The sequence below is a fragment of the Parageobacillus sp. KH3-4 genome (genome assembly GCF_022846435.1).
Classification (GTDB): domain Bacteria; phylum Bacillota; class Bacilli; order Bacillales; family Anoxybacillaceae; genus Parageobacillus; species Parageobacillus thermoglucosidasius_A.
On record NZ_AP025627.1, the window covers coordinates 2,111,065 to 2,137,471 of the forward strand.

Consider the following 26,407-nt stretch of genomic DNA (forward strand, 5'->3'; position numbering starts at 1 on the left):
GTTGTTATCCCCCCTTTCTAGCGGACTATAACAAAAGGGATATAACTATTCCCATACACCAATTTCGTAAGCGATTTCAAAAATTACAGCATAATAACCAGCAGTACAATACTAGTATGGTAGTTAAAAATAAACAACCTTATACTTATGAGACATGAAATATGAAAGATGCATGTTTCACAAAACCAATTTATTCAAGAAAATATGTAAACTGTATTATTAGTAATACTAGTATGTCAGTTCTGGAATTATTATAAATAAAAACTCGTATTGATTCAATATTTTTATGAATTATTTTATTTATCGAAATTATCGGTTATTTGCTAAATTCCCAAACGCCTTTGAGACCTAGAAGCCATCATCACCCTAATGAGTACGATCACTTTAATATCGGATGATGATGGCATGAATACTGATAGTAGCGAAATGAATGATTTTCCAAAAAGACGGTTTTGGGTTATAAAACTTATCGGAAATAAATGGATAGGACAACCTTTTCTTATATTTTTTACTAAAAAAGTTATCTACGTCAGCAACTCCCGAAAGTGCAACATTTTATATTCTCTAAATATCGCAAAAGTTTGTTCATCTCTTTCTGTTTGTAGCTCTATCATTTGTTCCGGTGGCTTGAAGAGATCCGTTCCGCGGCCATCCATAGCTCTATCATCTGCGCCTGTAAACCAAAAGAGCATACTTTTCTATAGCTACCGCGTTTCCTCATAATGAGTTTTTAAGGCTTATAAGTCATAGTTTTTCTCTTTCACACTTACATTACATTTTTTCCTTTCCCTCTTCTAACCAGAGAATATTTGTTACCCCACGCGGATAATACTTGCTTCCGCTAATTTCCCCCGCAATAATTTGATCACTCCAGCTCCAAATGGAAAGTGTCGGGTGAGTCAACCAAGCTACATGCGCCGCATCTGCTCTCGCACCAGCTTCATCCCATTTCCACCCTAAAATGTGCCGGGCAATAAACTGGCACAAGTATATTTTGCTTAGCCATGAGTTATTGCTTGTCGATGAAATTTTCCATCCTCCATCTGGAAATAAACAAATCCCTTCCGTTAATACATATTCCAAATGTTTCCGCAAAGCGCGAATATATTCTCCGAAACGGCCATGTGGATCTAAAGCTTCGTGACAATTTGTAAAATAAGGGAACACTAATCCTTCGATCGCTGGAATAATCTTTGAATCATTCCCTTCTCCCATCACCGCTGGGATATATCCTTGTTCTGTCGCGTAACTAACAATTGTAGCTGCACATTTTTCCGCTTGTTCTCCTGCTAAAGCGGCCAACGTTTCTTTTCCAGTATCCCGGAATATTTTTTCAAGTGCTACATATGCTGCCCAACATTTTCCTGCCAAATACAAATTATTTCGCGCTTGTCCTAGGGAGACATCTAAACTGTCATAGGTTGTAATCTCTGCTCCTCCCATCGTACGCGTGCTGTCTAGGCCCTTCACTCCATTTCGTTTTTCCGGATCTGGATGATCCCGGTTTACCATACTTTCCAAACATTGTTCCAAAATTGGAAGCTTTTCTTGTCTCCAAGCCCAATCTTTTGTTTGTTCTATATACACGGCAGCGCACAGTACCCAGTTTACTAATTGTTCATGTGTCATATGAGAGAAACAACCGTCGATTCCATAAAGCTCGTATGCCGAATAATGAGGGCGTGAAAATGTATTTGCTACACCCATATCATGGGTGAAACTGATCCCTCCCGGGTATTCCTTTTCCTCTCCCGGGAAACGAACCCGATCGTAATAGCTATATCTTTCTACATACCAATCTAGGACGTTTTTCACCGTCCATGGGTTCATTTTTAACTCGAAGAACAACTGATCTACTGTTAAATCGAATGTATTCATCATGCGGTATTCGCCTTCATTTACTACCCAGATTGGCTTTCCCTCATGTTCTAACAACTGGGTGTTGCCGTAATAACTGCGAATCGCATGAGCCATCATAAATTTTTGATCATCCGATAACCAGTCTTTCTCTATAAGCTGATTGGACTGGAAAGCGAGCTCTTTCAACGCTTCGATGTGATCCAAAGCATATTTTCCTACCTCTTCAATATTTTTAAAGAACCGGGTATAAAAATAGGATGTGTCCAAGCCAGCAGTTACGTACCCGGAACGGTAAAAACATACTGCAAACTGATATGTTCTCTTCGTCCCGGCTGGTGTATCCATAATTAATGCTCCAACTTTCCCCAATCCAAATGTCCAATTTTCCTCCAACGGGGTCGTTAAAATATCTTCCAAGCTAAAATGCAGTGCCGAACGTACATCGCTATGATTTGATACAATAGCCGTTATGCGGCCTTGTCCAACCCCACGCAATGGCGGGCACGTATCATCAATCCGTCTCATTGACGTATAAGGATCGTTCCCTTCAAAGCCAAAAAATGCGCGTCTTGGCGATGTGCCTTTTGTGTTATCGATTGTAAGTTCGACAATTACCGCTGGAACTAAAGCAAACTTTAAATCTTCTTCTTTGGCTGTGCCAGGGTTTGGAACAGATTTCATAGGAGAATAAATCGTAAACGTAAGATCTCCCGCTTTCCACGTGTCGGTCGAAACATGAAACTCCCGTTGGATCATTTCGTTTGGAAACGGAACAAGAATCTGTGGTTTTTCTGGATTAGGATCTGGATTTTCGATGTCATATCTCTTGCTTTCATCGTCACCGGCTTCAAAAAACGGCAATACATCATACATCCCTGGTTGTGAAAGAGAAGCAACACCTATATACACATTTTGCCGAGGAGGACGCCCTAATTCGAGATCCAGCCCTCCGCTTTTTCCTGGAAATCCAAGCGTAAAACTTGCAAATGCTCCTACTGGTGAATGATGGGCGTTAAAAAACATGTTTTTTGGCATTGCCTATACTTCTCCTTTCTAATTATCCTTTAACTGCTCCAGCCGTAATTCCTTCTACAATTCGGTCGCTGAGGAAAAAGAATGCAAGTAGAATTGGCAAAATACTAATCATCAAAGTTGCACCAATTGCTCCCCAGTCTGTAGTGTACTGCCCGATAAAATTTTGGATTCCTACGGTAAGGGTTTTATATTGATCTGAACTAATAAATGTGTTGACAAAAACAAATTCATTCCAGTTATAAATCATATTAATAATCGCCGTCGTTACAATGACCGGAGAAGTCATCGGCAAAATGACTTGGAAAAACATCCGATGGACAGAACATCCGTCCATAATGGCTGATTCTTCTAACTCACGCGGTAATGAGTAATAAAACCCAAGCAAAACCATTATCGTAAGCGGCAGATTAAACCCGATATTTGTTAAAATTACAGATAATGGATGGTCTACTAATTTCATTTTCATAAAAAAGCTAAACAATGGAATCAGTGTTGAATGAACTGGAATCATCAACCCGACCATAAACAATCCCAATACAACATGTTTTAATTTCCAATTCATACGCGTAATGGCGAAAGTAGCGAAACTAGCCAATAATACGGTGAAAATGACCGATAACGTAGTGATCCAGACGCTATTAAAAAAATAACGTCCTATATTTCCTTCCACCCATACTTTTACATAATTTTCCCATCTAGGCGGAGATGGCAATGAAAAAAGTGGCGTATTAAATACTTCTTGGTTATTCTTAAGCGAAAAGAATAATAGCCAAATTAGAGGAAGTATTTGAAAAACAGCTAGAACAATTAGCACTATATAGAAAAAGAACATGCCTATCTTCTTTCCGGGTTGACCAGCTGATAGCCAGGCAGTCCGTTTCTCTGTCATCGTACCTGTTTTCAATTTCTTTCGCCCCTTTTCCAAAAATTAATAATATTGTACTTCCTCATCAGATTTCGTAAACTTCCGAATCAGCCATGTAACAACTACACAAATCAATAATAGAAAGAATGCGATCGTGCTTCCGTACCCAAAATTAAAACTGCGAAACGCTTTATGGTACATATAGGAAGCTATTACTTCACTTGCGCCGTTCGGTCCTCCGTCTGTCATTACATAAATTAGATCGAAATATTTCAAAGAACCGACAACAGCTAATACAATGGTTACTTTAATTACCCCTGAAATTAAAGGGATTTTAATTTTATAAGCCAATTGCAAAGGATTGGCTCCATCGATAATCGCCGCTTCTATAATAGAAGGCGGGATACTTTTTAAAGCTGCATAGTAAATCAAAATATAAAACCCCGCATATTGCCATATAATAGGGATAAAGACCGCATATAGCACAATCGAAGGATCAGCCAACCAGTTAGGAGGATTTTCTATTCCTAAAAAGGAGAGAAAATGATTAAGCATGCCATTAGATGGATGGTAAATTCTCAGCCAAAGTTGACCAATGGCAACAGAAGACAACAACATCGGTATTAAGTAAATTTTTCTTAATAAATTTGCGCCTTTGACCTTTCCAGATAGTACCAGTGATACCGCTAAATAGCCTAACAAACTAATCACAGAAAAGACTGCTAGTAAGAATGAATGATAGACACTTTTCCAAAACATTTCATCTTTTATCAGTTCTTTATAATTATCCAGACCAATAAACTTCATCTGTCCGATGCCGTCCCATTGGGTTAAGCTGTAATAACCTGTCATGATGATCGGAACATAAATGAATGCTACAATCAATAACAAAGGTGGAAGTATATATAAAGCAATGACTTTTTTATCAGACATCATTTTATTCATGACGCCTTCCCTCCTTTACTCGTTGATCAAAAAGGACATATTTGAAAATATGTCCTTTTTGATCAGATTTTTTTACTTCCCTTGTGTCTTTGCAAGTACTTCTTCATGTTGTTTGACGAAGTCCTTAGGTGTAACCTCTTCTCCGAATAATGATTGAATCAAATTCAAATGTGTCTGTGCTGCTTCCGGATTCATTTGCACGTCGGCAAACAATGTGATGTTGCTAGCTTTGTTTAGTTCATTGAGTACATCAATGTATAACTGCGGCAAATCTATATTGGCAGTGTCCACTTTCGTCGCAGGAATTACTCCCGCTTTTGTCACAGATTGCTCTCCCCACTTTTCAATAAAGAATTTTACAAATTTCTTCGCTTCTTCCTTCACTTTAGAATTTTCAGAAACAAACAAACCTACTCCCGGGCCTCCCACCCAACTATCTACATTTCCTTTTCCTCCATCAACGACAGGAAATTTAAAGAAACCGACTTTGTCTCTAAACTCTTTTGGTACTTCCTCATTCGTAGTAAAGTTAGGCAATTCCCATGTTCCCATTAGGTACATCGCGGCTTTTTCATTCATAAATTCTGATTTTGCTTCATCGTTAGATAGTCCATTAAACCCTTTAATAAACGCTTTCATTTTTACTAAATGTTGAACTTCCTCCGCAGCTTTGATCAAGCTTGGATCTTCGAATGTACCGCTGCCATTAATCGCATTTTTTAACGTATCAGCTCCGCCAATCCGATCAGCTAGATACATATACCATAATGATCCTGTCCAACGATCTTTGTTTCCAAGTGCAATCGGTGCTACACCATTTTTAACAAGCGTTTGAACAATATGTTTAAAATCTTCATATGTTTTAGGTGGCTCTAAATGGTACTTGGAAAAGATTTTTTTGTTGTAGTAAATAGGAGTGATATTTAATTCCAATGGAAGCGCATACGTTTTATTGTTAACAGCATAGGCCTCGGTTGTTCCCGAAACAAACTTATCTTTCAGCCCAGAATTCAAGATATCATCTAGTGGCGCAAATAAATTCCCTTTCACATAAGGCTCTAAAAATCCTGCAGCCCAAGTCATGCCTACATCAGGAAGTTCATTGGAAGCAGCAAGTACTTTTAATTTATTTTTATATTGTTCATTTTCTAAAACTTCTTGTTTAACCGTAACATTTGGATTTTGCTCTTCAAACTCTTTAATAATTTCATTAACAATCATATTTTGCTGCTTCGAACTTCCTGCCGGCCAAAGATGCATAAACGTGATCGTTACTTTTTTGCCGGCCCCTGATGAAGATGTACTTTCATTTGTCGTACCCGAACAACCTGTTAATACAAGTGCAAAAATGATGATCATGACGCATAATAATGAATGCGCTTTCTTTAACAAATCCATTCCCCCCTTGTTTTTTGCTACGATGCAATTATAGCATTGAAAAAGCCAGGGAATTAAGGTAACGATGATTGGCTAAAATTCTCCTTTTTTTAGATTCTCTTTTCGAAACTGGTAAGGGGTTATTCCTTCAAACTCTTTGAACAATTTGATAAAGTATTTTGCGGTCTGATATCCTACTTCTTCCGCGATCTCCGCAATCGTTAAATCGGTTGTAATTAATAAACTTTTGGCTTTTTGCAGTCTACATCTTGTTACATATTCGCTAAAAGTCATGTTTGTTTCTTCTTTAAACAAAGTGCTGAAATAACTAGGATTTAAATGTACGAATGAGGATACTTCACGTAAATTAAATGGTCTATTCAGATTTTCATTAATAAACCGCATTGCTTCCTTAACGACATGAGAACGCGTTCCTTCTTGGATATTTATTACCCGGCTATCAATCATTTTCTCCACTACCGCCGCTTTCTGACGCTCTTCCCAAACCTTGATTGCTTGCTCCACTGCATTAATAAGTTTATGTTTATCTATCGGTTTTAAAAGATAATTCACTACACCTAACGTAATCGCTTCTTGCGCGTATTCGAATTCAGAATAAGCGGATATGATAATAACAACCGGTTTGTTTTTCTGCTTCTCTATTGACTTGACCAGTTTTAAACCAGTAATTTCAGGCATGCGAATATCTGTGATTAACAAATGAATCGCCCGCTGGCGAATAATGTGTATCGCCTCTTCCCCATTTGCCGCACAAAAAATTTCATATCTACCCGCTGACCAGGACTCCAAAGTTTTCTTTAATCCTTGTCTTGCTCGTGGCTCATCATCAACAATCAAAATCGTCCGAAAATGAATCATCGAATCCCCCGCTTTTGGGAATTTTTAAAGATATGCATGTGCCTTTGCCCAATTCACTTTGAATGGCAACTTTTCTATCTTCCCCATAATAAAGCTGCAGTCTCCTATTCACATTGGCAATGGCCATTCCGCTTCCTTTAAAGGTTGAAAACTCCTTTTTATTTAACAACTGTTCTATTTTCTGCAGAGTTTTTTCATCCATTCCAACACCGTCATCTATTACTTTAATCATTAAATCAGGGGAATGATCAGATTCCTCTACAGTGACCAACACGAAACCTTGTTCCATTTTATTTCCAACCCCATGCAAAACAGCATTTTCTACTAGCGGCTGAATTAATAGTTTTGGTATCCGGACATCTAAACAGCGCGCTGGAACTACTATATCCCATATGAGACGATCTCCCCATCTTAATTTCATGATTTCCATGTAACGTCTAATATGTTCTATTTCTTCGCGAAGTGTTACCCATTCGTCATTCTTTGAGCTACTTATAATATAGCGAAATAATTGAGACATATTAAGGACAAATTGCGATAATTCTTCTTCATCCTTCTCTACAAGGGACCAATAAAGGGCGTCAAGCGTGTTAAAAAGAAAGTGGGGATTTATTTGCGCCTGCAGGGCTTTCAGCTCTGCGCGACTGCGAACCAATTCCTTTTCATAAACTACTTGAATTAAGTGTTTAATATTTTCTACTAACGCATTATATGTTTCATTCAACTCATTAATTTCAACCGTTGATGAAATCGGCGGGCTTGTCCTTAACTCGCCGTTTCTGCCACGTTGCATGATTCTCGTTAATCGCAAAATCGGCTGAGTAATCATTGTAGAGAGAGAAAAAGAAAATGTCAAAAAAATACAGAAACCTATCGTTCCGGAAAGGATAATCGCATTTTTAAGGATCGACACCCCTTCCGTGAGGAACTTGACAGGAGTTATGATTACAAGCGTCCATCCTGTTAACTCAGACAGTTGTTTCACCACTAAGTACTCTTGCCCCTCTTTCCGAATCATCGCTTGTTTTGTGTTAACGAGCTGTCGAAACTTTCCGTGATAATTTGAAAAAAGGACATTGGAGTTAGAATCCATGAGAATGATATATCCTTTCTTTTCCCCAGGCGAATAAAAATAATCGTTAAATTGAAAATAATCTTGATTTATGCGAACTAATAAATAGCCTCCTGAAGAAAACCACCGTTCCATGAGGCGAATTTGCCGCAAAGCTAGAAAATATCCCGGAGCCTTCGGATCACGACCAACCCAGACCATTTTTCCTTTTGCCTCGGAAGCTTGTTTAATCCATTTTATACCTACTCGGTTACCTAAATCCTCTCCGTCTAATGGAAATATTTTCTTGTAATTATTCGTATAAAGTTCAAAAGAATGAATTGCATCAGAATACGCTTGAAACGAATTTACAATATACATTAGCTCTTGTTTTTCCCTAAATCCGGGAGAGTAACCGTTAGCTATTTTCAAAAGCAATTGTTGTACGTACATATTAGTGGCGACCTGGTTTGTCAATGCATCGATTTGTTGATAAAGCGCTTCCAAACGTCCGCTGGCGTGCATTGCCGTTTGCTCGATCTGCTTCTCGGCGTTGTTTTTCAGCAACGTAGAAACTAAATGAAATGTCATAATTCCTACAAAACATAGCACAACGATCATTACAGATAAAAAGACAAATAAAATTTGATTACGAAGTGTATTAAATTTATACAATCTCTTTTTCTTCAATATCTTTATCCCCCCATAGCATGATTGCTGCTTTCACGAATAATGTTTCTTGCATAATAAAGGGATGAATAATAGTATGGGCAACCAAAACCTAAGCAATGATTCACATTCTATTTTTAATATTATATCTAAAAAGACAGAAAAGACAGATTTAAAGGGAATTCCAAATATGGAATTCCCTTTTATCTTGTTGGCAAAGTGGATTTTATACGAATGTCTTGAACCTATCTTTAAATATATTCCCAGATAAAATTATACGAATGCAAAGGAAGGACGATGCTCTATCTTCCATAGGCAACTCGTCATTTTTTTCAAATTCATGGCGGCACCGACGCACACCACTCGCGCCTGATTTTTACAATCTCCGGTAATGAGTACAGCGTAGACCATGCTTCTTCTCTATATCAGCAAAATCCCGTTTAATCGTTTCTTTTCCGGAAGGCATACATCTTTCTCAGTACTTTGGAACATGCTGTAAATATTTTGCTTCTTCATAATAGCCTGCCGTAGCAGGATTTTAAAATCTTCTCTCCGTTTCATGTGGCGATTCTCTTAGAGCTTCACTATTTAACAAATTCATTTAGAAAACGTAATATAGTAAATCTATCACGCAAATGATATGCTTCTTTAAGGCCTCTATCAACCAATTCTTGATCGATCCCAAGTTGTTCTGGAGTGCAAGCGCCTTCTACTCTTTCCATCATTGAGCGCAGTTCCGATGGAGACGGCAGCGATTGAAACCATTCTTTTATTTTCTGTCTGTTTCTCTCCAACAGTTCTATAGTCTTGTTGCCTAATAATGCGTTATTTTCGCTTAAATCATTTAAGAGGATTAAAAAATGATTAGTATATACTTCAGCAATTAATGATGTGGAAACCCCTACTTTAGCCCCATGAAGCACTTGTGGCTTTTTCTTTCGCAAAAATTCCATTTCCCAATAATGAGATAGATGGTGTTCTCCACCAGATGCTGGATATGATTGTCCCATTATCAGCATCGCTATTCCCGATTGAAGAAGCGCGTTCATTAAAATCTGCACTCCTTCTTCTTCCGCAGCAGCGATTTTCTCGATATTGTTGACGCACTCCTGCAACGACTCTTGAGTAATCTTGTCAACAAGGGGACAATATGGTTCACCAGCAACAAGATGGCCAAAACGCCAATCAATAAGCGAAGTGTATTTGGCTATCATATCCCCAAATCCTGCTGCGATCATCCGTTTAGGCGCCTGCTTTAATACATTAACATCCGCAAATACAGCAATAGGCGCCTGTGCTTGAATAGTCTTTTTTACTCCTCGGATAATTAACGGCGCGCCCATAGAGGTAAAACCGTCGACAGATGGAGCTGTTGGCACAGAAATAAACGGAACTTTTATTTTATAGCTGCAAAAGCGTGTAATATCATGAATCGTTCCAGATCCAACCGCTAATATTGCATCAACATCATGAGGAATCTCCAAAAGCGCTTGTACAATGGACGCTTCATCTGCTATAACATCACCATTTTCATCTGGCTGAATGAAACAAGTAGTATGATGAATTGGTTCACCTTGCAATAATGCGCTCAGCTGTCGTCCGGCTGCTTCAAATGTATGTTGATCCACAATTAAAGCAACTGTTTGATATTTTTTTCTTTGCAAGTATATAACTGCTTGTTGTAAAGCATCATCGCTGATCATAATTGTTTCAATTGGGATGTCATTATGGTCGTTCCCACAGTGACATTGTTTAGAAAGAGCCTTAATTTCTATTAATGTTCGATTCATTGCACTGCCTCCTTCCCAAATCGAACGATATCATAAATCGAATCAATAATATAGTCGGGGAGCTCCTTCTCTAATAACGAATCGAGATGTTTTTTCTTTGTATTTCCCGTCAAGACAAGTGCTGTTTTCATTCCATGCATACGCCCCATCCGAATATCCGTTTCAATACTGTCGCCAATAATCAGGCACTTTGGCGGGCTTACTTGCAAATAACGTAAAGCAGCTTCCACCATAAAACAAGAAGGTTTACCTAAAATAAGTTCCGCTTTTCGTCCTGTTGTTGCTTCAATCGCTCCAATCATTCCTACCACATCTATGGCATTTCCATTCTCATTCGGAAATGTTTTATCTGCATGTGTCGCAATGATTCTCGCTCCGTGCTGCACAGCTTGAAACGCTAAATTTAAATCATCGTATGTCATTGTTTCATGTAGTGTTATAACCAGAAAATCCGCTTCTTCCGGTTTTTTTGCCAATCGAACATGATAACGTTGAAGCTCTTCCTGCAATCCATAATCTCCTAATGTCCATACTTTGCAAAACGGATAATGTACGTACAGAAATTCTGCCGTAACTGTAGACGACAAAATAATTTCTTCTTTCCGTACACTAATTCTCCATTTCTTTAGCCACTCGTAGCACATTCTCTGTGATATGTTGCCACGATTACTAACAAACGCGATTCGCTTACCAAGAGAGCGCAAGTACGCAACCGCATCGTCTGCTTTAGGAATCAATCTCCCTCCTTGAAAAATAGTACCATCCAAGTCAATAAGAACCGCCTCAATTTCTTGTAACATCTGTTCTCCTTTGCCCCTTCCGAAAGAAACTTTTGTGACTATATTTATGATTTCAAAACACCAATTTGTACTTGGTTACCGATGAATAGTTCTTATTGCCTGTAATACAAAAATACATGATGAAATCCTTTGATTCCGCCATGTTAAATGGTTATTACGCAACCGGTATACCCGTCTAATTCAACGCTTTTCTTCCTGAATTCACCAATCCACTCGTCCAATTACTGCACCAAAATAGGGGAATGCGTTAAGTACCGGGCAAAACGGTCAAAGCCTAACACTGCATTTTCATAGTTTCCATCTTTGTCAGGAAGCAATGATTTTCGTAATAATGCAGCCGTAATTCATACAGGTAACTTCGATTCCATAATCATTGATCAGTGTGAAAGATATACCGGCTGCTGCTTGATTTCTGCCCATTTTTCTTGAATGACTTGCATCTGCTCCCCCTCTTTTTCAAACCAATCAGGAAGGCTTTGTATTTTCATCAGCATGATGAGAATGCCTAAAATCGTATAACATTTCCCGTTTTCACAGATGTATAGCATGCTTCCAACACCCGCGCCTGTTGAATCATATTGTCAATTGAATAAAACGGTTCTTCACCTTCAAGAATGCAACGGGAAGCATGTTCCATCTCTAATACGTACTGGTCGCCGCAAACGACTTCTTTCCGACTTTCTCCACTATCGGTCGTAACGGTAATAATTCCATTTCCCCCATGTACATCTGGACGGTATGCTCGTGACGCTTCTATTTTTCCCTTTGTTCCAATTATTTCATATTTATTTTGCGGAAACATTTCAAAACTACAATCGAACAATGCATGAACTCCGTTTTTCATTTTCATCCATCCGCTAGTTGTCATATCAACAGAGTGATGTTCATCATAATTAGATTGAACAAACAATTCCACAGGCTCTGAATCTAATAAATTGCGAATCGAATGGACACAATAACATCCTACGTCAAATAAACTTCCTCCGCCCAGCTGTGCGTTCATTCTAATGTTGGTCTCCCGATCGCGAAGATAGAACGAAAAACTGGCGCGCATGCATTTGATATCCCCTATTTCCCCTGAGGAAATAATGTCTTTCACTCTCTGATGCTGAGGGTGAAACTGATACATAAACGCTTCCATAAAAAACACGTTATTTTGTTTACATGCTTCGACCATTTTTCTTACATCCGCTTCACACAACGCAGCTGGCTTTTCGCAAAGAACGTGTTTTTGTTTAATTGCTGCTTTAATCGTCCACTCCACATGCATGCTGTTAGGAAGCGGTATGTAAACAGCATCAACATTTGGATCATCTAACAACTGGTCATAGCTCTCATATGAAACAGGAATTCCTAATTCTTTGGCGATACTACTTGCTTTTCCGCTACTGCTAGCAATTGCCACCACTTCTGCATTGTTAGCGCGTTGAATAGCCGGAATCACCGTTTCTCTAGCAATAGCAGCTGTACTTAATATTCCCCAACGAACCTTTTGTTCCATAAATTTTTCTCCTTTTTATTCATCTTATATTTACATCAAAGGGATAGGCTGGTCCCATTTACAACTTAATTAGACCAGCCTGCTTCCGCTTATTTCTTAGCCAAACGAATCACATTCCACGATAGTTTTGGCAACTGGGCTACCACTTTTCCATCTGATAGATGGGCATTTCCATTGTTGTGAGGAACAACAGGGGAATGGGTTGCCGAATTTGTTTGTTTTACATTCTCATGCTCTAAAATAATATGTTCGATAACTTGGTACCCATCGAAATTACGAATATCGCACTCTAGCAACAACGGATCTTCCAAATCACGGTTGACTGCAAAAATCGTAAGTTCCTCGTTTTCTTCATTATAAACAGCGATGGCTTCCAAATAAGGAACATCGGTAAAGTCTTTGCTGTCATATTTCGGGCTAGAGATAACTGGATGTAAGGCTACACCTCTGCCATACACAGATGCATGCATAAATGGATAGTAAATCGTTTGTTTCCAAGCTGGGCCATTTTTCTCTGTCATGATCGGTGCAATTACGTTCACCAACTGCGCTAAACAAGCAATTTTCACACGATCGGCATGTTTCATCAATGTAATCAACATGCATCCAACCAATAATGCATCTTCAAAGTTATAAATATCTTCTAATAAAGGAGGGGCAATCGTCCAAGGTTCGATTAACTTATCCGCTTCGTTAGAGTGGTACCAGACATTCCACTCATCAAAAGAAAGATAAAGTGTTTTTTTACTGCGCTTTTTCGCTTTAATATAATCTGCAATTGCCGCCACGGAACGGATAAAATCGTCCATTTCTAATGTGAGAGCCAGATAATTCGCTGTATCATTATCACGATTTCCATAATATTGATGTAACGAAATGTATTCTACATGCTCATACGTATGATCAAGAACGGTTGCTTCCCATTCCGCAAAGGTTGGCATGTTGCGGTGGGAACTTCCACAAACGACAAGCTCAATAGTTGGATCGACCCATTTCATGACCTTTGCCGCTTCGCAGGCAATGCGCCCATATTCTACCGCAGTCTTATGGCCGATTTGCCATGGGCCGTCCATTTCATTTCCTAAACACCATGTTTTAATCTTATGCGGTTCTTTGTAGCCGTGGGAAATACGCAAATCACTATAATACGAACCTGATGGATGGTTGCAATATTCGACTAAATTGCGGGCAGCGTCAATGCCGCGTGTTCCTAAGTTAACCGCCATATTTACTTCAGCATTGACAAGCTTCGCCCACTCTACGAATTCATTGACACCGATTTCATTTGTTTCAATTGATTTCCACGCCAACTCCAAACGCCGCGGCCGCTGTTCTTTCGGACCTACCCCGTCTTCCCAGTTATACCCGGAAACAAAGTTTCCTCCTGGATAACGAATTAATGGAACCTGCAGCTCTTTTACCAATTCGATAACATCTCTTCGAAACCCTCTTTCGTCAGCTTGTGGATGACCTGGTTCGTAAATTCCTCCATATACCGCCCGGCCAAGATGTTCTATAAATGAACCATAAATCCGCTTATCAATTTCCGCAATTCTGAAATCTTTTTCGACGATCATTTTGGCTTTTTTTGTGTTCACGGTTTTCATCCTTTCGCTTAATAATATTATCCTTTTACCCCTCCAACGGTTAAACCTGAAATAAAATAGCGCTGGAAGAAAATAAATAAAATAATAATTGGAAGAATAGTTAACAAAGATCCTGAAATTAAAATATCGTAGTTATTTCCGTAAGGAGTCAATAATCCCGATAAACCAATCGGTAAAGTGAACATATCTTCTGTGCGAAGGATAACGGTTGGCCATAAAAAGCTATTCCAGTAACCCATCGCTTGTAAAATCGCCATTGCTCCGAAAGCAGGTTTCATTAATGGAACCATAATATTAAAAAAAATCTTAAATTCAGAACATCCGTCGATTCTAGCGGCATCCAACAATTCCTTCGGCAATCCTAAAGCATATTGACGAAAGAAGAATATTGCTACTGGGGCCACCATAATGGGGACAATTACTCCCCAATACGTATTAATCATTTTAAAAGAGACCATTAGCTTGTATAATGGTAACATTAAAATCTCCATAGGAATCATCATCACAGCCAAGACAAGAATAAAAACAACATTCTTACCTTTAAAATCATAAACTGCTAATGCGTATCCAACCATTGAAGAGAAGAACAGCGATAATATAGTTCCTATTATCGTAATTACTAAGCTATTTTTATACCAAATAAGATATTTAGCTCCTTCTTGAAAAAGGTAAATATAATTTTTAAACGATAATAAATGCGCTTGCAGCTTGAGGTTTAAACCATATCGCAATAATTCAGTAGATGGTTTAAATGATGCTAATAAAAGAGCAAAGAAAGGAAATAATGCAATAACAGCAATAAAAAGTAGCATTAATACAAGGATGATCTTTACGACCGGATTTGGTCTTGCCATTGATTCCATTGTTTACCCCTCCTTTTTAAACGCTCCTGTAAACTTAAGCTGAATCAAGTTAATAACTAATACAATCGCCAACAATACAATCCCAATGGCAGAGCCAAACCCCATATCATTGTTCATAAACCCTTCCTGGTAAATATAACCTACCAAGGTAAGGCCGATATCGCCAGGAGACTGGTTTTGCCAAAATACAAAACTTTCCTCATACATGCGGAATCCACCAAAAATACTGATGGTTAACACATAAATTGTCACTGGTTTCAAAAGCGGAAGTGTAATCCTAAAAAATTTTGTAAACACCCCTGCTCCATCCATTTCGGCCGACTCATAAAGCTCCTTCGGTATATTTTGTAATCCTGAAAGAAAATATAAAATGTTAACACCTAGCCACTTCCAAGATGCTAAAAATACCATCAAAAACATCCCTGTTCCCCAATGCATTGTCCATTGTTGAGCGTGTAGCCCTAATGCTTTCATTAACATGTTTGCTGGAGAGGACTCCAATTCCCCGAAGATCAACCGGAATATTACGCCAACCACAATAGTAGACGTTAACGCTGGTATAAAATAGGCAGAACGAAAAAAGTTGCGCCCCGGTATAACTTTGGAGTTTAATATTACAGCTAATACTAGAGGCAGTGGAATCAGAATTACTAAAGTCCAAATGGTATAAATTGTTGTATTGCGCAACGCCGCGTAAAAATGCGGATTTAATAGCTTCTTATAATTCTGCAATCCGATAAACTTTGTCTCACCAGGCAAAACCTCTTGAAAACTCATGATAATTGTCGAAATAGAAGGATAAAGAAAAAAGACTAAAAACGAGATAATAAACGGAGATACAAAAATATATGGAGCTACTTTTTGAGAAAATAAAATATTCCTGCTTTTTTTTGTCTTTTGGGGCACTGGTTGCGTATTCATGGAATAATTCAAATGATAATTCTCCATCATACTCCCCCCTTATACCGAGTAAATGGGTGATTGGGGAAGATCCAAACGACTACGTGTCGTTAGAACCTTCCTTACCGTCTCGAACATTATTGCTTTTTCATCTCTTTTGCCACGTTCTTTAGCGCCTGCTTAGGCGACTGACTACCTTCCTTTAACACCTTGTAAAGCACGGATTGCACGACAAGTTGATTCATCTTCGGGGTATTTTCTGTAATTGCCGGTGAGTCAATCTCGTTTTTCACACTCATTAGGATATTAAAAATATCTTTATCGAAATATTCAGTATATTTATTCGGCTCTTTTAATGCAGGATCATCCCAAACATCCCAACGTATTGGATCAAATCCAAGCTGTTTCCAAATTTGAATATTTCCTTCTTTAGACAGCTTCGCAAATGCTAAAAATTCCTTGGCGAGCTTCACATTTTTGCATTGATTCGTAATAGCCGTTCCAGTCCCGCCCATACCAGCGGAACGATTACCATCAGCTGTCCAACGGGGCATAGGGCGAATAATCATTTTTCCTTTTAGATCAGGCATATAATCTGTGAATCTTCCCATATACCACATTGGCATTACAACGGATGCAGCTCCTCCTTTGTTCATAAAGCCATAATATTCTTCGTTGTGATGACCTCCTCCAGGAGCTGCTTTAGCAATCTTTTCGTCTAATAGCTGTTTTAAAAACTCTAACGTCTTTACATTAATTTCATTGTCTAAAGTAACACTGCCATCTTTGCCATAGAAATCAGAACCTTGCTGTACTATTAAAGGCCAGTAGCTCCATAAATCGTTAGTTTCAATAGTAATCATCGGCTTCCCTGTTGCGCTAACTACTTTTTTGCCTGCTTCTTCGAAATCTTCCCATGTTATAATTTTATCAGGATCTACACCGGCCTTACCTAATAATTCTTTATTATAGTAAATAACGGTAGCGCCTACATGAAAATCGATGCCGTAATATTTTCCGTCTTTTGAATAGATGTTTAATCTAGATTGAACAATTTTGTCCTTAACTGGTTCCACAATATCATTTAATTCTACCAGTTGGGGTTTCCCTTTCAAAAAGTTAGAAAAACGGGAAATTTCAATATCTGCAATATCTGGCGCCCCAACTCCAGACTGCAAGGATAATAGTAACTTATTATGCATATCGTCGTAAGGATAAGTAGTAGCTTGCAATTCAATTTTTTTGTCGGGATGCTGTTTGTTCCATTCATCAGCCATGTATTTGTAGAATTTAGCATGTTGCTCAACAAATGTCCAAAGAGTTAATTTAACATCCCCATCAGAGCTTTTTTCGGATTGCCCGGGGTCACTCGCTTCACTGGAACATCCACTTAACAGTAAGGACATTGCCATTGTCAATGTAAATAGCAGCATCATAAGCCTCTTCATATTCCCATCCCCTTTTAAAATAATCGTTTTATAGCAAATATGAAAACGCTTAAATAAAAATGTTCAATCCCCTCCTTTCTCAGCAATGAATAACCCCTGTATATCAATATATCAACCTTATAATAAGTGGGGGCATCTGTATAAAAGAGGATTTTCTTTTTATTCAGATAGGCTGAGAGCTGCCCCATAAAGATGTTGTCTCTCGTCCTTATTGCAATAGCTTTTTATTTTTCCCCAGCCCTTCATAAACTTCTCAATTCCGAAATCAGTTAGTGGATGTTACCATAGCTTCTATAAAATCACTTAACCATTTACAATGGTTAAGAAATCATATTGTACAAACAAATAAAAACAATGAAAAAATTGTCATAACAATTTATATATTTATTTGTTTGTTTTTTATAATTGTACGTATAATACTAATTAAATTTTAACATTTATTGTGTTTTTTTCAACAAAAAATTTTGAATTTTTTATTTTTTAAAAATATTCTATTTCTTTCTTTATGCAAATACCTTATACTGTACTTCCCCTTTTCTCTTACTATCGGTTATTCTCGCAACATCGATCGACTGAAATTCACTTCTTCCAACCACATTAAGGTTAATAGCAGGGTGAGCATCAACTTCTGCCAAAGGGCAAGATTGGTGCCAGATCTGTCGTGATGATTGTATGAAATGGCATTTCCCTCCGTCGGCAGATGCCGTCTCTTCAAGACCTTCATATATAAAAAGAAAAGACATGGATAAAAATGATATTGTCCATGTCTTCGTATGTTTTCTATTTTTATCGATTTCTCCATACCATTTCATTCCATCTTAACTCGTTGCGAATCGAGTGCGGAGAGGTATTCTCATTAATTACTACACATTCAATACCAACCATTTCTGCCCAATCTTGCAACTGTTCTGTTGTAACTGCGAAAGAGAAGCAAGTATGATGAGCGCCTCCTGCCAAAATCCACGCTTCTGCCGAATCGCGAAGCGATGGGCGCGGTTTCCACAAAATTCTTGCTACTGGAAGTTTCGGCATTTCTTTTTCTGTTTTTACTGCATCCACTTCATTTACGACAAGACGGAAGCGATGCCCTAAATCAATTAGTGAAGCATTAACGGCCTCACCTGCGCCTCCATCAAAAACGAGACGAGCCGGATCTTCTTTTCCGCCAATAGAAAGAGGATGAACTTCGATTCTTGGTCGTGTTGCCGCAATCGTTGGGCATACTTCGAGCATATGAGCACCAAGGATCATTTCATTTCCATGTTCAAAATGGTACGTATAATCTTCCATAAACGACGTCCCTTTTCCGTCCGCCATAATCTTCATGACACGGACAAGCGCGGCAGTCTTCCAATCTCCTTCTCCGCCAAATCCGTATCCTTCCGCCATTAACCGCTGTACCGCTAGCCCAGGAAGCTGCTTCATTCCGTGCAAATCCTCAAACGTAGTCGTAAACGCTGTAAAATTCCTTTCTTCTAAAAATGCTTTCAATCCAAGTTCAATCCGGGCTTGTTCACGAATCGATTCGCGTACTGGACCTTCATGAAAACCTTCTGGAACAATATCGTACAATTCTGCATATTCATCGAAAAGTTCGTTTACTTTTTGTTCTGGTACATCTTTTATATATTGCACCAAATCTCCGATTCCATAACCATTCACTGACCAGCCAAACTTAATTTGCGCCTCTACTTTGTCTCCTTCCGTAACGGCCACTTCTCGCATATTGTCTCCAAAACGAGCCACTTTTAAATTTCGGCTTTCGGTAAAAGCAACAGCAGTACGCATCCATCTTCCAAGCCGCTCACGAACATCTGGATCTTCCCAATGACCGACTACCACTTTCCGGGCAATCCCCATTCTGGCCCCGATAAAGCCGTATTCTCTGTCACCATGAGCAGACTGGTTCAGATTCATAAAATCCATATCAATGCTGTCCCATGGAATATCACGATTAAATTGCGTATGAAGATGCAATAACGGTTTTCTTAATTCGGAAAGACCTCCGATCCACATTTTTGCAGGAGAAAACGTATGCATCCATGTAATGATTCCTGCACATTCATCATTCGCGTTGGCTTCTATACAAAGTTTCCGAATCCCCTCAGGAGTTGTTACAACTGGTTTAAAAACTAGTTTAAACGGAATAATAGAATCGCGATTTAATCCTTCCACAATGACTCTAGAATGTTTCTCTACTTGTTTCAATGTTTCTTCCCCGTATAAGTGTTGGCTTCCGGTCACAAACCAAAATTCATATGGTCGCAGTTGTAACATCATGGTTCCTCCTCATCATTCACAATTAATTAGGCGTTTAGTGATTCTTTCGATTTGGCATTCTCTTTAATAAATTTGAGCCGTTTCATAACATCATTTTCTCCGCGTCCAAAATAATCATGTAATTTTGTGTATTCTTGATATAATTGTTCATAAATCACTGCGTTTTCTGGTATCGGCTTAAATGTTTCATCACGGACTTTTCCCATTTTTTTTGGCGGCTTCCACAATTGATTCATATCCTCCGTTCTCTTTTCCAGCTGCCACAGCGGCGAACATTGCCGCACCAACAGCAGGAGTTTGCTTAGAAGCTGCTACTTTAATTTCACGATTCGTCACATCCGCATAAATTTGCATCAATAATTTATTTTTTTGTGGCAACCCGCCGCAAGCGTATAATTCGTCAACCTTGACACCGCTTTCAACAAAAGCATCGATAATTTTCCGAGTCCCAAATGCAGTTGCTTCGAGTAATGCCCGGTAAATTTCTTCCGGTTTTGTTAGTAACGTGTACCCAACGATTAACCCTGTCAAATCTGTATCAACTAATACAGAACGGTTGCCGTTCCACCAATCCAGCGCAAGCAATCCTGTTTCTCCTGGCTTATACGCAGCAGCTTTTTTTTCCAACCATTGATGAACGCTTACTCCTTCTTTTTCAGCTGCTTCTTTCACGCAGGCAGGAACGCCTTGTTCCACATACCAAGCAAAAATATCCCCAACCGCCGATTGACCTGCTTCATATCCAAAATATCCTGGAATAATCCCGTCTTCAACGACGCCGCACATTCCTTCCACATACTTTTCTTCAGTTCCTAACAGCATGTGGCAAATCGACGTTCCCATCGCCATCACTAATTTTCCTGGCTCTACCACTCCTACTCCGGGCACGGCCGCGTGTGCATCTACATTTCCTACAGCAACGGCTGTTCCAGGCAGTAGCCCCATCATCGCTGCCATTTCTTCCGTAAGTACGCCTGCTTTTGTACCAAGAGGCACAATGTCACCGCGCAATTTTGTGTCTGTTAAATTTTCCAAACGCGGATCTAACGCCCGGAAGAATTCTTTGCTTGGATAGCCTTCTTGCTTATGCCAAATCGACTTATAACCAGCAGTACAACTGTTGCGAACAATATTACCCGTCATTTTAAATACGACCCAATCAGCAGCCTCAAGGAAAAGATCTGTTTTCTCGTAAATCTCCGGCGCCTCATTTAGAATTTGCCAAATTTTCGCAATCATCCATTCAGATGAAATTTTGCCGCCATATCGTGGCAAAAACGCTTCGCCTCTTTTTGCGGCGATTTCATTAATTAAATTCGCCTCATCTTGTGCAGCATGATGTTTCCATAACTTCACCCAGCTGTGTGGATGATTTTTCAAATCTTCCCGAAAACAAAGAGGTTCGCCCGAAGCGTCAACCGGAAGCATTGTACAAGCAGTGAAATCAATCCCAATTCCAATTACATCAGCAGGATTAACTCCCGACTTTTTCAATACAGATGGAACTGCAGTCGCTAACACTTCGATATAATCTCCCGGATGCTGCAATGCCCAATCCGGCTCCAATTTTACATTGGATTCCGGAAGCACTTCATCAATGACTCCGTGAGGATACGGAGTGACATGATCAGCGATTTCGTTTCCTTCCAAATCGACAAGTACGGCACGGCCTGACTCTGTTCCATAATCAATACCAATCACATATTTTTTCCCCATTGCAATTTCTCCCCTTTATTGTCCGTAATAAGCATTGGCTCCATGTTTTCTAAGGTAATGCCGGTCTAACAGGGATTGGCTAATAGGCTGCACTTCAGGATTAAGGATGTAAGTTCTTGCCGCCATTTTAGCCACCTCTTCTAAAACAACGGCATTATGCACCGCGTTAAAAGCATCCTTGCCCCAAGCAAACGGGCCATGGCCATGTACCAATACCCCCGGTATTTGCAGCGGATCAATGAAACGGAACGTTTCGGCAATCACTTTTCCTGTCTCCCACTCGTAGGCCCCTTTAATTTCCTCATCTGTCATTTTACGTGTGCAAGGAATTTCGCCATAAAAATAATCCGCGTGAGTCGTCCCTAATGCAGGTATTCCTTTCCCGGATTGCGCCCAAATGGTCGCCCAAGGAGAATGTGTATGCACAATTCCTCCGATCGCTGGGAATTCTTTATACAGCAATAGATGCGTCGGGGTGTCTGAAGACGGTTTCAAATGCCCCTCGATTACATTTCCTTCCAAATCAACAACAACCATATCATCTGCTGTTAACTTGTCATACTCTACCCCGCTTGGTTTTATGACAACAAGCCCTCGCTCCCGGTCAATTCCGCTAACATTTCCCCATGTAAATGTCACCAGCCGATATTTAGGAAGCTGCAAATTCGCTGCCAAAACTGTCTGTTTTAGTTCCTCAAGCATTTCCTCCACTCCCTATAAAAAGATTTCCTCACCTCCATTATAATTTTGTACGTACAATTTTTCCATAACTTTTTTGTGTTATTCAGACATTTTTTACACTTTCCTTGTAGATTCCCTAACAACTAATTCAGGTTTATAAATGACATCATTTATTCTCTCCCCTGTTTGCTGTTCAATCATTTGGATTAACATTTCTGCTGCTTTCGCTCCCATTTCCGCTTTTGGATGGCGAATGGTCGTTAATTTTACTTCTGTCGCCGTGGCAAACGTAGAATCGTCAAATCCTACTACAGAAATATCTTCCGGCACGGACAATCCTTGTTGCCGGATAACATCTAACAATTTAATGGCCAATTCATCGTTATAACAGACAAACGCCGTCGGTCTTTCTTCTTGGGATTGTTGCAAAAAAAGACGGGCCGCTTCTAACGGCTTTGTTTCCTTTTCTTCCGTCACATAGGAAATGAGATAACTGGTCGCTAGCGCCACACCATGCTCTTGATGCGCACGAATAAATCCTTTTAAGCGATCCACTCCTTGCAAGTCATCTGTTTTGAAAAACCCGGCAATACGCTGGTGGCCTAAACGAATTAAATGGTCCGTTAATAAAAATCCCCCGCCCTCGTCGTCCATTTTTACGCACGGACAACTTACTTCTAAGTACCGGGCATTGATCATCACATATGGGATATGAAGATTATTAAGTGATAAATAATATTCTAGATTCGGGTTTCCCTGAGCACTTTTTGTTGGTTCAATAATCAATCCGTTTAACGGCTGGGTAATCATCGTTTCTAACTGTTCTCGTTCCCTTTCTTTGTTATTGTCAGTGCTTGCCAGCAATAAACGATATCCCTTTTCACGCAGCGTTTCTTCTGCCCCACGGACGATGTGTGGAAAAATATAGTCGGAAATATAAGTTGTCAGTATTCCTATTGTTTTGCTATCAATCTGTTCCTTTTGTTTTGGTCTGGAAACAAACGTACCACTTCCTTGGATTTTATACAGCCATCCTTCCTTCTCTAATTCGCCCAATGCCTGCCGAACCGTATGGCGGCTTAGTTGAAATTGACTTGCTATTTCGTGTTCTGTCGGTATTTTTTCATCTGGATGCAGTTTTCCAGAAAGGATCCAAGATAAAATTTCCTGTTTTAGCTGCAGATATTTCGGCATTGCTTTCTCTTTCATAGTTCACCTCAAGTAAAAAATTAATATTAAAGTAAATTTATTATAACAATTTTTATTTGTACGTATGTATATATTTATCGCAAAAAAAGGGCCAAGACAATATTGATCTTGACCCTTTCATTTCCGCTCATACGAAGGCTAAGCAGCCTTGTTTTTATTATAAATGTCAAATGCTACTGCAGCTAATAATACTAATCCTTTAATCGCTTGCTGCCAATCAATTCCGAGACCAAGCAAAGACATCCCATTGTTTATTACCCCCATTACAAGTCCGCCGATAATCGCTCCACTAATTGTGCCAACTCCGCCGTAGGCAGACGCTCCACCGATAAAGCAAGCTGCAATTGCATCAAGTTCAAACAAATTCCCTGCTTTCGGTGTCGCTGCGTTTAAGCGAGCCGCGAAAATCAAACCAGACAATGCCGCCAGCACGCCCATATTGACAAACACCCAAAATGTCACACGTTTGGTTTTAATTCCAGATAATTGTGCCGCTTTTTCATTTCCGCCAATTGCATAAATATGTCGGCCCATTACGGTTTTATTGGCAACGAATGAGTACGCGATAATGAGCGTAGCTAAAATAACCAAGATTGTTGGAATCCCTTCGTATGTGGCAAGAACATAAGAAAATACCATAATGATTGCCGCAATCACGATTAATTTTACTCCAAAAACAGCAGCAGGACTAACAGCAAAGCCGTATTTTTTCTGATTGTTTCTTTTTCTAATTTCAGACACTATAAATAGTATGGACGCGATTACTCCGATGACGAGAGTGAAAATATGGAGATTCTGTCCATGGAACAAGTCAGGAAGAAAACCGGAACTAATATTTTGAAATGATTTCGGAAAAGGCGCGATCGATTGACCTTCCAAAATGATCATCGTCAATCCTCTAAATAGCAACATTCCCGCTAGCGTAACAATAAAGGCCGGAATTTTTACATAAGCAACCCAAAACCCTTGCCATGCCCCAATCAAAGCCCCAAGCAGCAAGGAAATCAGAACTGTTACAAACATTGGAACATGATGTTGAACCATTAAAATTCCCGCAAGCGCCCCGACAAATGCGGCAACCGATCCTACCGATAAATCAATATGTCCGGTAATAATGACTAACATCATGCCTATCGCTAATACTAAAATATAGCTATTTTGCAAGATTAAGTTTGTGATGTTTAATGGCCTTAACAGAATCCCTCCAGTTAAAATTTGGAATAATAGCATAATCAATACTAGTGCAATCACCATGCCATAACTTCTCATATTATTTTTCATCATCTGTTTCAAAAGCTGTATTTTGCTTTCGTTTGCCGTTGAACGATGTGAAACTGCTTTCTGTGCCGGTATTTGCATGTTACATTACCCTCCTAACTGCCGTTTTTGTCATTAATTTCATCAGCTTTTCTTGAGTTGCTTCACCTCTATTTACTTCCCCTGTGATTCTGCCTTCACTCATTACATAAATCCGATCGCACATGCCGAGAATTTCTGGCAATTCGGACGAAATCATTAAAATGCCTTTTCCTTCTTCCGCTAGTTGATGAATAATGGTATAAATCTCATACTTCGCTCCAACGTCGATTCCTCGCGTTGGTTCATCCAAAATGAGAATATCAGGCTCGGCAAAAATCCATTTGCTTAACACTACTTTTTGTTGGTTTCCCCCGCTTAATGCTTCTGTTTTTTGGAAAACGCTTGGAGTTTTAATTTTCAATTGGTCACGGAACCGTTCCGCTTCTACGATTTCTTTATTTTCATCAACAACCAGTTTCTTTGCGATTTTACCTAATCGAGATAGCGTGATGTTTTTTCGAATGTCTTCCATTAAGATGAGACCGTTTCCTTTGCGGTCTTCTGAGACATAAGCAATCCCGTTGGCAATCGCTTTGCTGACGTCGCTAACATCGATTTCCGAGCCGTTTTTGAACACTTTTCCACTAATTTTTCTGCCGTACGACTTTCCAAAAATACTCATCGCCAGCTCGGTTCTTCCCGCTCCCATCAATCCAGCAATTCCGACAATTTCCCCCTTGCGGATATAAATAGATACATTGTCAATGACTTTTCGTTCTGAGTGAAGAGGATGATAAACATTCCAGTCTTTCACTTCAAAGATAATTTCACCAATTTTTGGTTCTCGCACCGGATACCGGTTCGTTAAATCACGCCCAACCATGCCCCGAATAATGCGGTCTTCCGTCACATCGTCCTTTTTCATATCCAATGTTTCGATCGTCTTCCCATCCCGTAAAATCGTAATCGAGTCGGCTACTTTCGAAATTTCATTTAGCTTATGGGAAATGATAATAGCAGACATTCCTTGCTTTTTGAATTCTAATAACAAATTTAATAAATTTTCACTATCATCCTCATTTAAAGCCGCTGTCGGCTCGTCTAAAATTAATAATTTTACTTCTTTAGATAACGCTTTGGCGATTTCGACCAATTGCTGCTTACCGACTCCAAGATTCCCGACTAATGTGTGCGGGGACTCATCTAATCCCACTTTTTGTAGCAATGCCTTCGTTTGGACAATCGTTTCATTCCAATTAATAATTCCTTTTTTCGCTCTCTCATTTCCCAAAAATATGTTTTCGGCTATCGACAAATAAGGAATTAATGCTAACTCTTGATGAATGATAACTATTCCTAGTTCTTCGCTCTGTTTAATATTTTTAAACTTACATACCTTTCCCTTGAACAAAATCTCCCCGCTATACGTACCATAAGGATAGACACCGCTCAATACTTTCATTAATGTAGACTTTCCTGCACCATTTTCTCCGCAAAGTGCGTGAATTTCCCCTTCTCTTACCTTTAAATTCACATTGTCAAGCGCTTTCACACCGGGGAACTCTTTGGTAATTCCTCTCATTTCCAGGATGAATTCAGACATGCTCCTTCACACCTCCCATAGTGAGGAAT

20 protein-coding genes and 1 pseudogene are annotated in these 26,407 nt (G+C 39.3%); all 21 read right to left on the reverse strand.

Annotated features, from left to right (window positions below; genetic code table 11):
• Window positions 1-771: 771 nt before the first annotated feature.
• Entirely contained in the window at window positions 772-2,895 is a 2,124-nt protein-coding gene (locus MWM02_RS10810; protein ID WP_244401988.1) for a glycoside hydrolase family 52 protein, read from the reverse strand.
• Window positions 2,896-2,917: 22 nt separating this feature from the next.
• Window positions 2,918-3,784 (reverse strand): carbohydrate ABC transporter permease, encoded by an 867-nt coding sequence (locus MWM02_RS10815; RefSeq protein ID WP_064553232.1) that lies wholly within the window; start codon window positions 3,782-3,784, stop codon window positions 2,918-2,920.
• 39 nt (window positions 3,785-3,823) lie between these two features.
• Window positions 3,824-4,705 carry a carbohydrate ABC transporter permease gene (locus tag MWM02_RS10820; protein WP_244401989.1) on the reverse strand — a complete coding sequence of 294 codons (882 nt, stop codon included), beginning with the start codon at window positions 4,703-4,705 and terminating at the stop codon, window positions 3,824-3,826.
• Between the two features lie 72 nt (window positions 4,706-4,777).
• Window positions 4,778-6,097 carry an extracellular solute-binding protein gene (locus MWM02_RS10825; protein ID WP_064553170.1) on the reverse strand — a complete coding sequence of 440 codons (1,320 nt, stop codon included), beginning with the start codon at window positions 6,095-6,097 and terminating at the stop codon, window positions 4,778-4,780.
• Window positions 6,098-6,175: 78 nt separating this feature from the next.
• A complete protein-coding gene (locus MWM02_RS10830; RefSeq protein ID WP_481861424.1) occupies window positions 6,176-6,961 on the reverse strand; it encodes a response regulator transcription factor in 786 nt (261 codons plus the stop codon).
• A complete protein-coding gene (locus tag MWM02_RS10835) occupies window positions 6,930-8,702 on the reverse strand; it encodes a sensor histidine kinase (protein ID WP_244401990.1) in 1,773 nt (590 codons plus the stop codon). The genes MWM02_RS10830 and MWM02_RS10835 overlap by 32 nt, the downstream gene beginning before the upstream one ends.
• A gap of 563 nt (window positions 8,703-9,265) precedes the next feature.
• Window positions 9,266-10,471 carry a sn-glycerol-1-phosphate dehydrogenase gene (locus tag MWM02_RS10840; RefSeq protein WP_244401991.1) on the reverse strand — a complete coding sequence of 402 codons (1,206 nt, stop codon included), beginning with the start codon at window positions 10,469-10,471 and terminating at the stop codon, window positions 9,266-9,268.
• A complete protein-coding gene (locus tag MWM02_RS10845; RefSeq protein WP_244401992.1) occupies window positions 10,468-11,271 on the reverse strand; it encodes an HAD-IIA family hydrolase in 804 nt (267 codons plus the stop codon). The genes MWM02_RS10840 and MWM02_RS10845 overlap by 4 nt, the downstream gene beginning before the upstream one ends.
• Before the next feature lie 377 nt (window positions 11,272-11,648).
• Entirely contained in the window at window positions 11,649-11,819 is a 171-nt protein-coding gene (locus MWM02_RS19475; protein WP_346015916.1) for a hypothetical protein, read from the reverse strand.
• On the reverse strand, window positions 11,777-12,772 hold the full coding sequence (locus MWM02_RS10855; protein WP_244401993.1) for a Gfo/Idh/MocA family protein: 996 nt from the start codon (window positions 12,770-12,772) through the stop codon (window positions 11,777-11,779). The genes MWM02_RS19475 and MWM02_RS10855 overlap by 43 nt, the downstream gene beginning before the upstream one ends.
• 89 nt (window positions 12,773-12,861) lie before the next feature.
• Window positions 12,862-14,370 (reverse strand): arabinosylfuranosidase ArfA, encoded by a 1,509-nt coding sequence (arfA, locus tag MWM02_RS10860; protein ID WP_275973733.1) that lies wholly within the window; start codon window positions 14,368-14,370, stop codon window positions 12,862-12,864.
• 26 nt (window positions 14,371-14,396) lie between these two features.
• Window positions 14,397-15,242 (reverse strand): carbohydrate ABC transporter permease, encoded by an 846-nt coding sequence (locus MWM02_RS10865; protein ID WP_099458915.1) that lies wholly within the window; start codon window positions 15,240-15,242, stop codon window positions 14,397-14,399.
• 3 nt (window positions 15,243-15,245) lie between these two features.
• Window positions 15,246-16,190: a carbohydrate ABC transporter permease gene (locus tag MWM02_RS10870; protein ID WP_064553159.1), complete on the reverse strand. Its 945-nt coding sequence runs from the start codon at window positions 16,188-16,190 to the stop codon at window positions 15,246-15,248.
• Between the two features lie 89 nt (window positions 16,191-16,279).
• Entirely contained in the window at window positions 16,280-17,590 is a 1,311-nt protein-coding gene (locus MWM02_RS10875) for an ABC transporter substrate-binding protein (RefSeq protein ID WP_244401994.1), read from the reverse strand.
• A gap of 503 nt (window positions 17,591-18,093) precedes the next feature.
• Complete coding sequence (locus tag MWM02_RS10880) at window positions 18,094-18,402, reverse strand: hypothetical protein (RefSeq protein ID WP_244401995.1); 309 nt, start codon at window positions 18,400-18,402, stop codon at window positions 18,094-18,096.
• Window positions 18,377-19,867, reverse strand: a complete 1,491-nt coding sequence (gene araA / locus MWM02_RS10885; RefSeq protein ID WP_244401996.1) for an L-arabinose isomerase — start codon at window positions 19,865-19,867, stop codon at window positions 18,377-18,379. The genes MWM02_RS10880 and araA overlap by 26 nt, the downstream gene beginning before the upstream one ends.
• Window positions 19,868-19,896: 29 nt before the next feature.
• Window positions 19,897-21,586, reverse strand: a pseudogene (locus MWM02_RS10890) (ribulokinase).
• 15 nt (window positions 21,587-21,601) lie between these two features.
• Window positions 21,602-22,288 carry an L-ribulose-5-phosphate 4-epimerase gene (araD, locus tag MWM02_RS10895; RefSeq protein ID WP_064553150.1) on the reverse strand — a complete coding sequence of 229 codons (687 nt, stop codon included), beginning with the start codon at window positions 22,286-22,288 and terminating at the stop codon, window positions 21,602-21,604.
• 93 nt (window positions 22,289-22,381) lie between these two features.
• Window positions 22,382-23,476, reverse strand: coding sequence for a GntR family transcriptional regulator (locus tag MWM02_RS10900; RefSeq protein ID WP_244401997.1), 1,095 nt, complete (start codon window positions 23,474-23,476; stop codon window positions 22,382-22,384).
• Window positions 23,477-23,614: 138 nt separating this feature from the next.
• A complete protein-coding gene (gene mmsB / locus MWM02_RS10905; RefSeq protein ID WP_064553146.1) occupies window positions 23,615-24,835 on the reverse strand; it encodes a multiple monosaccharide ABC transporter permease in 1,221 nt (406 codons plus the stop codon).
• A gap of 1 nt (window position 24,836) precedes the next feature.
• The gene (mmsA, locus tag MWM02_RS10910; protein WP_244401998.1) at window positions 24,837-26,378 is read right to left on the reverse strand and encodes a multiple monosaccharide ABC transporter ATP-binding protein; all 1,542 of its coding nucleotides are present in this window, start codon (window positions 26,376-26,378) and stop codon (window positions 24,837-24,839) included.
• Between the last annotated feature and the right edge of the window lie 29 nt (window positions 26,379-26,407).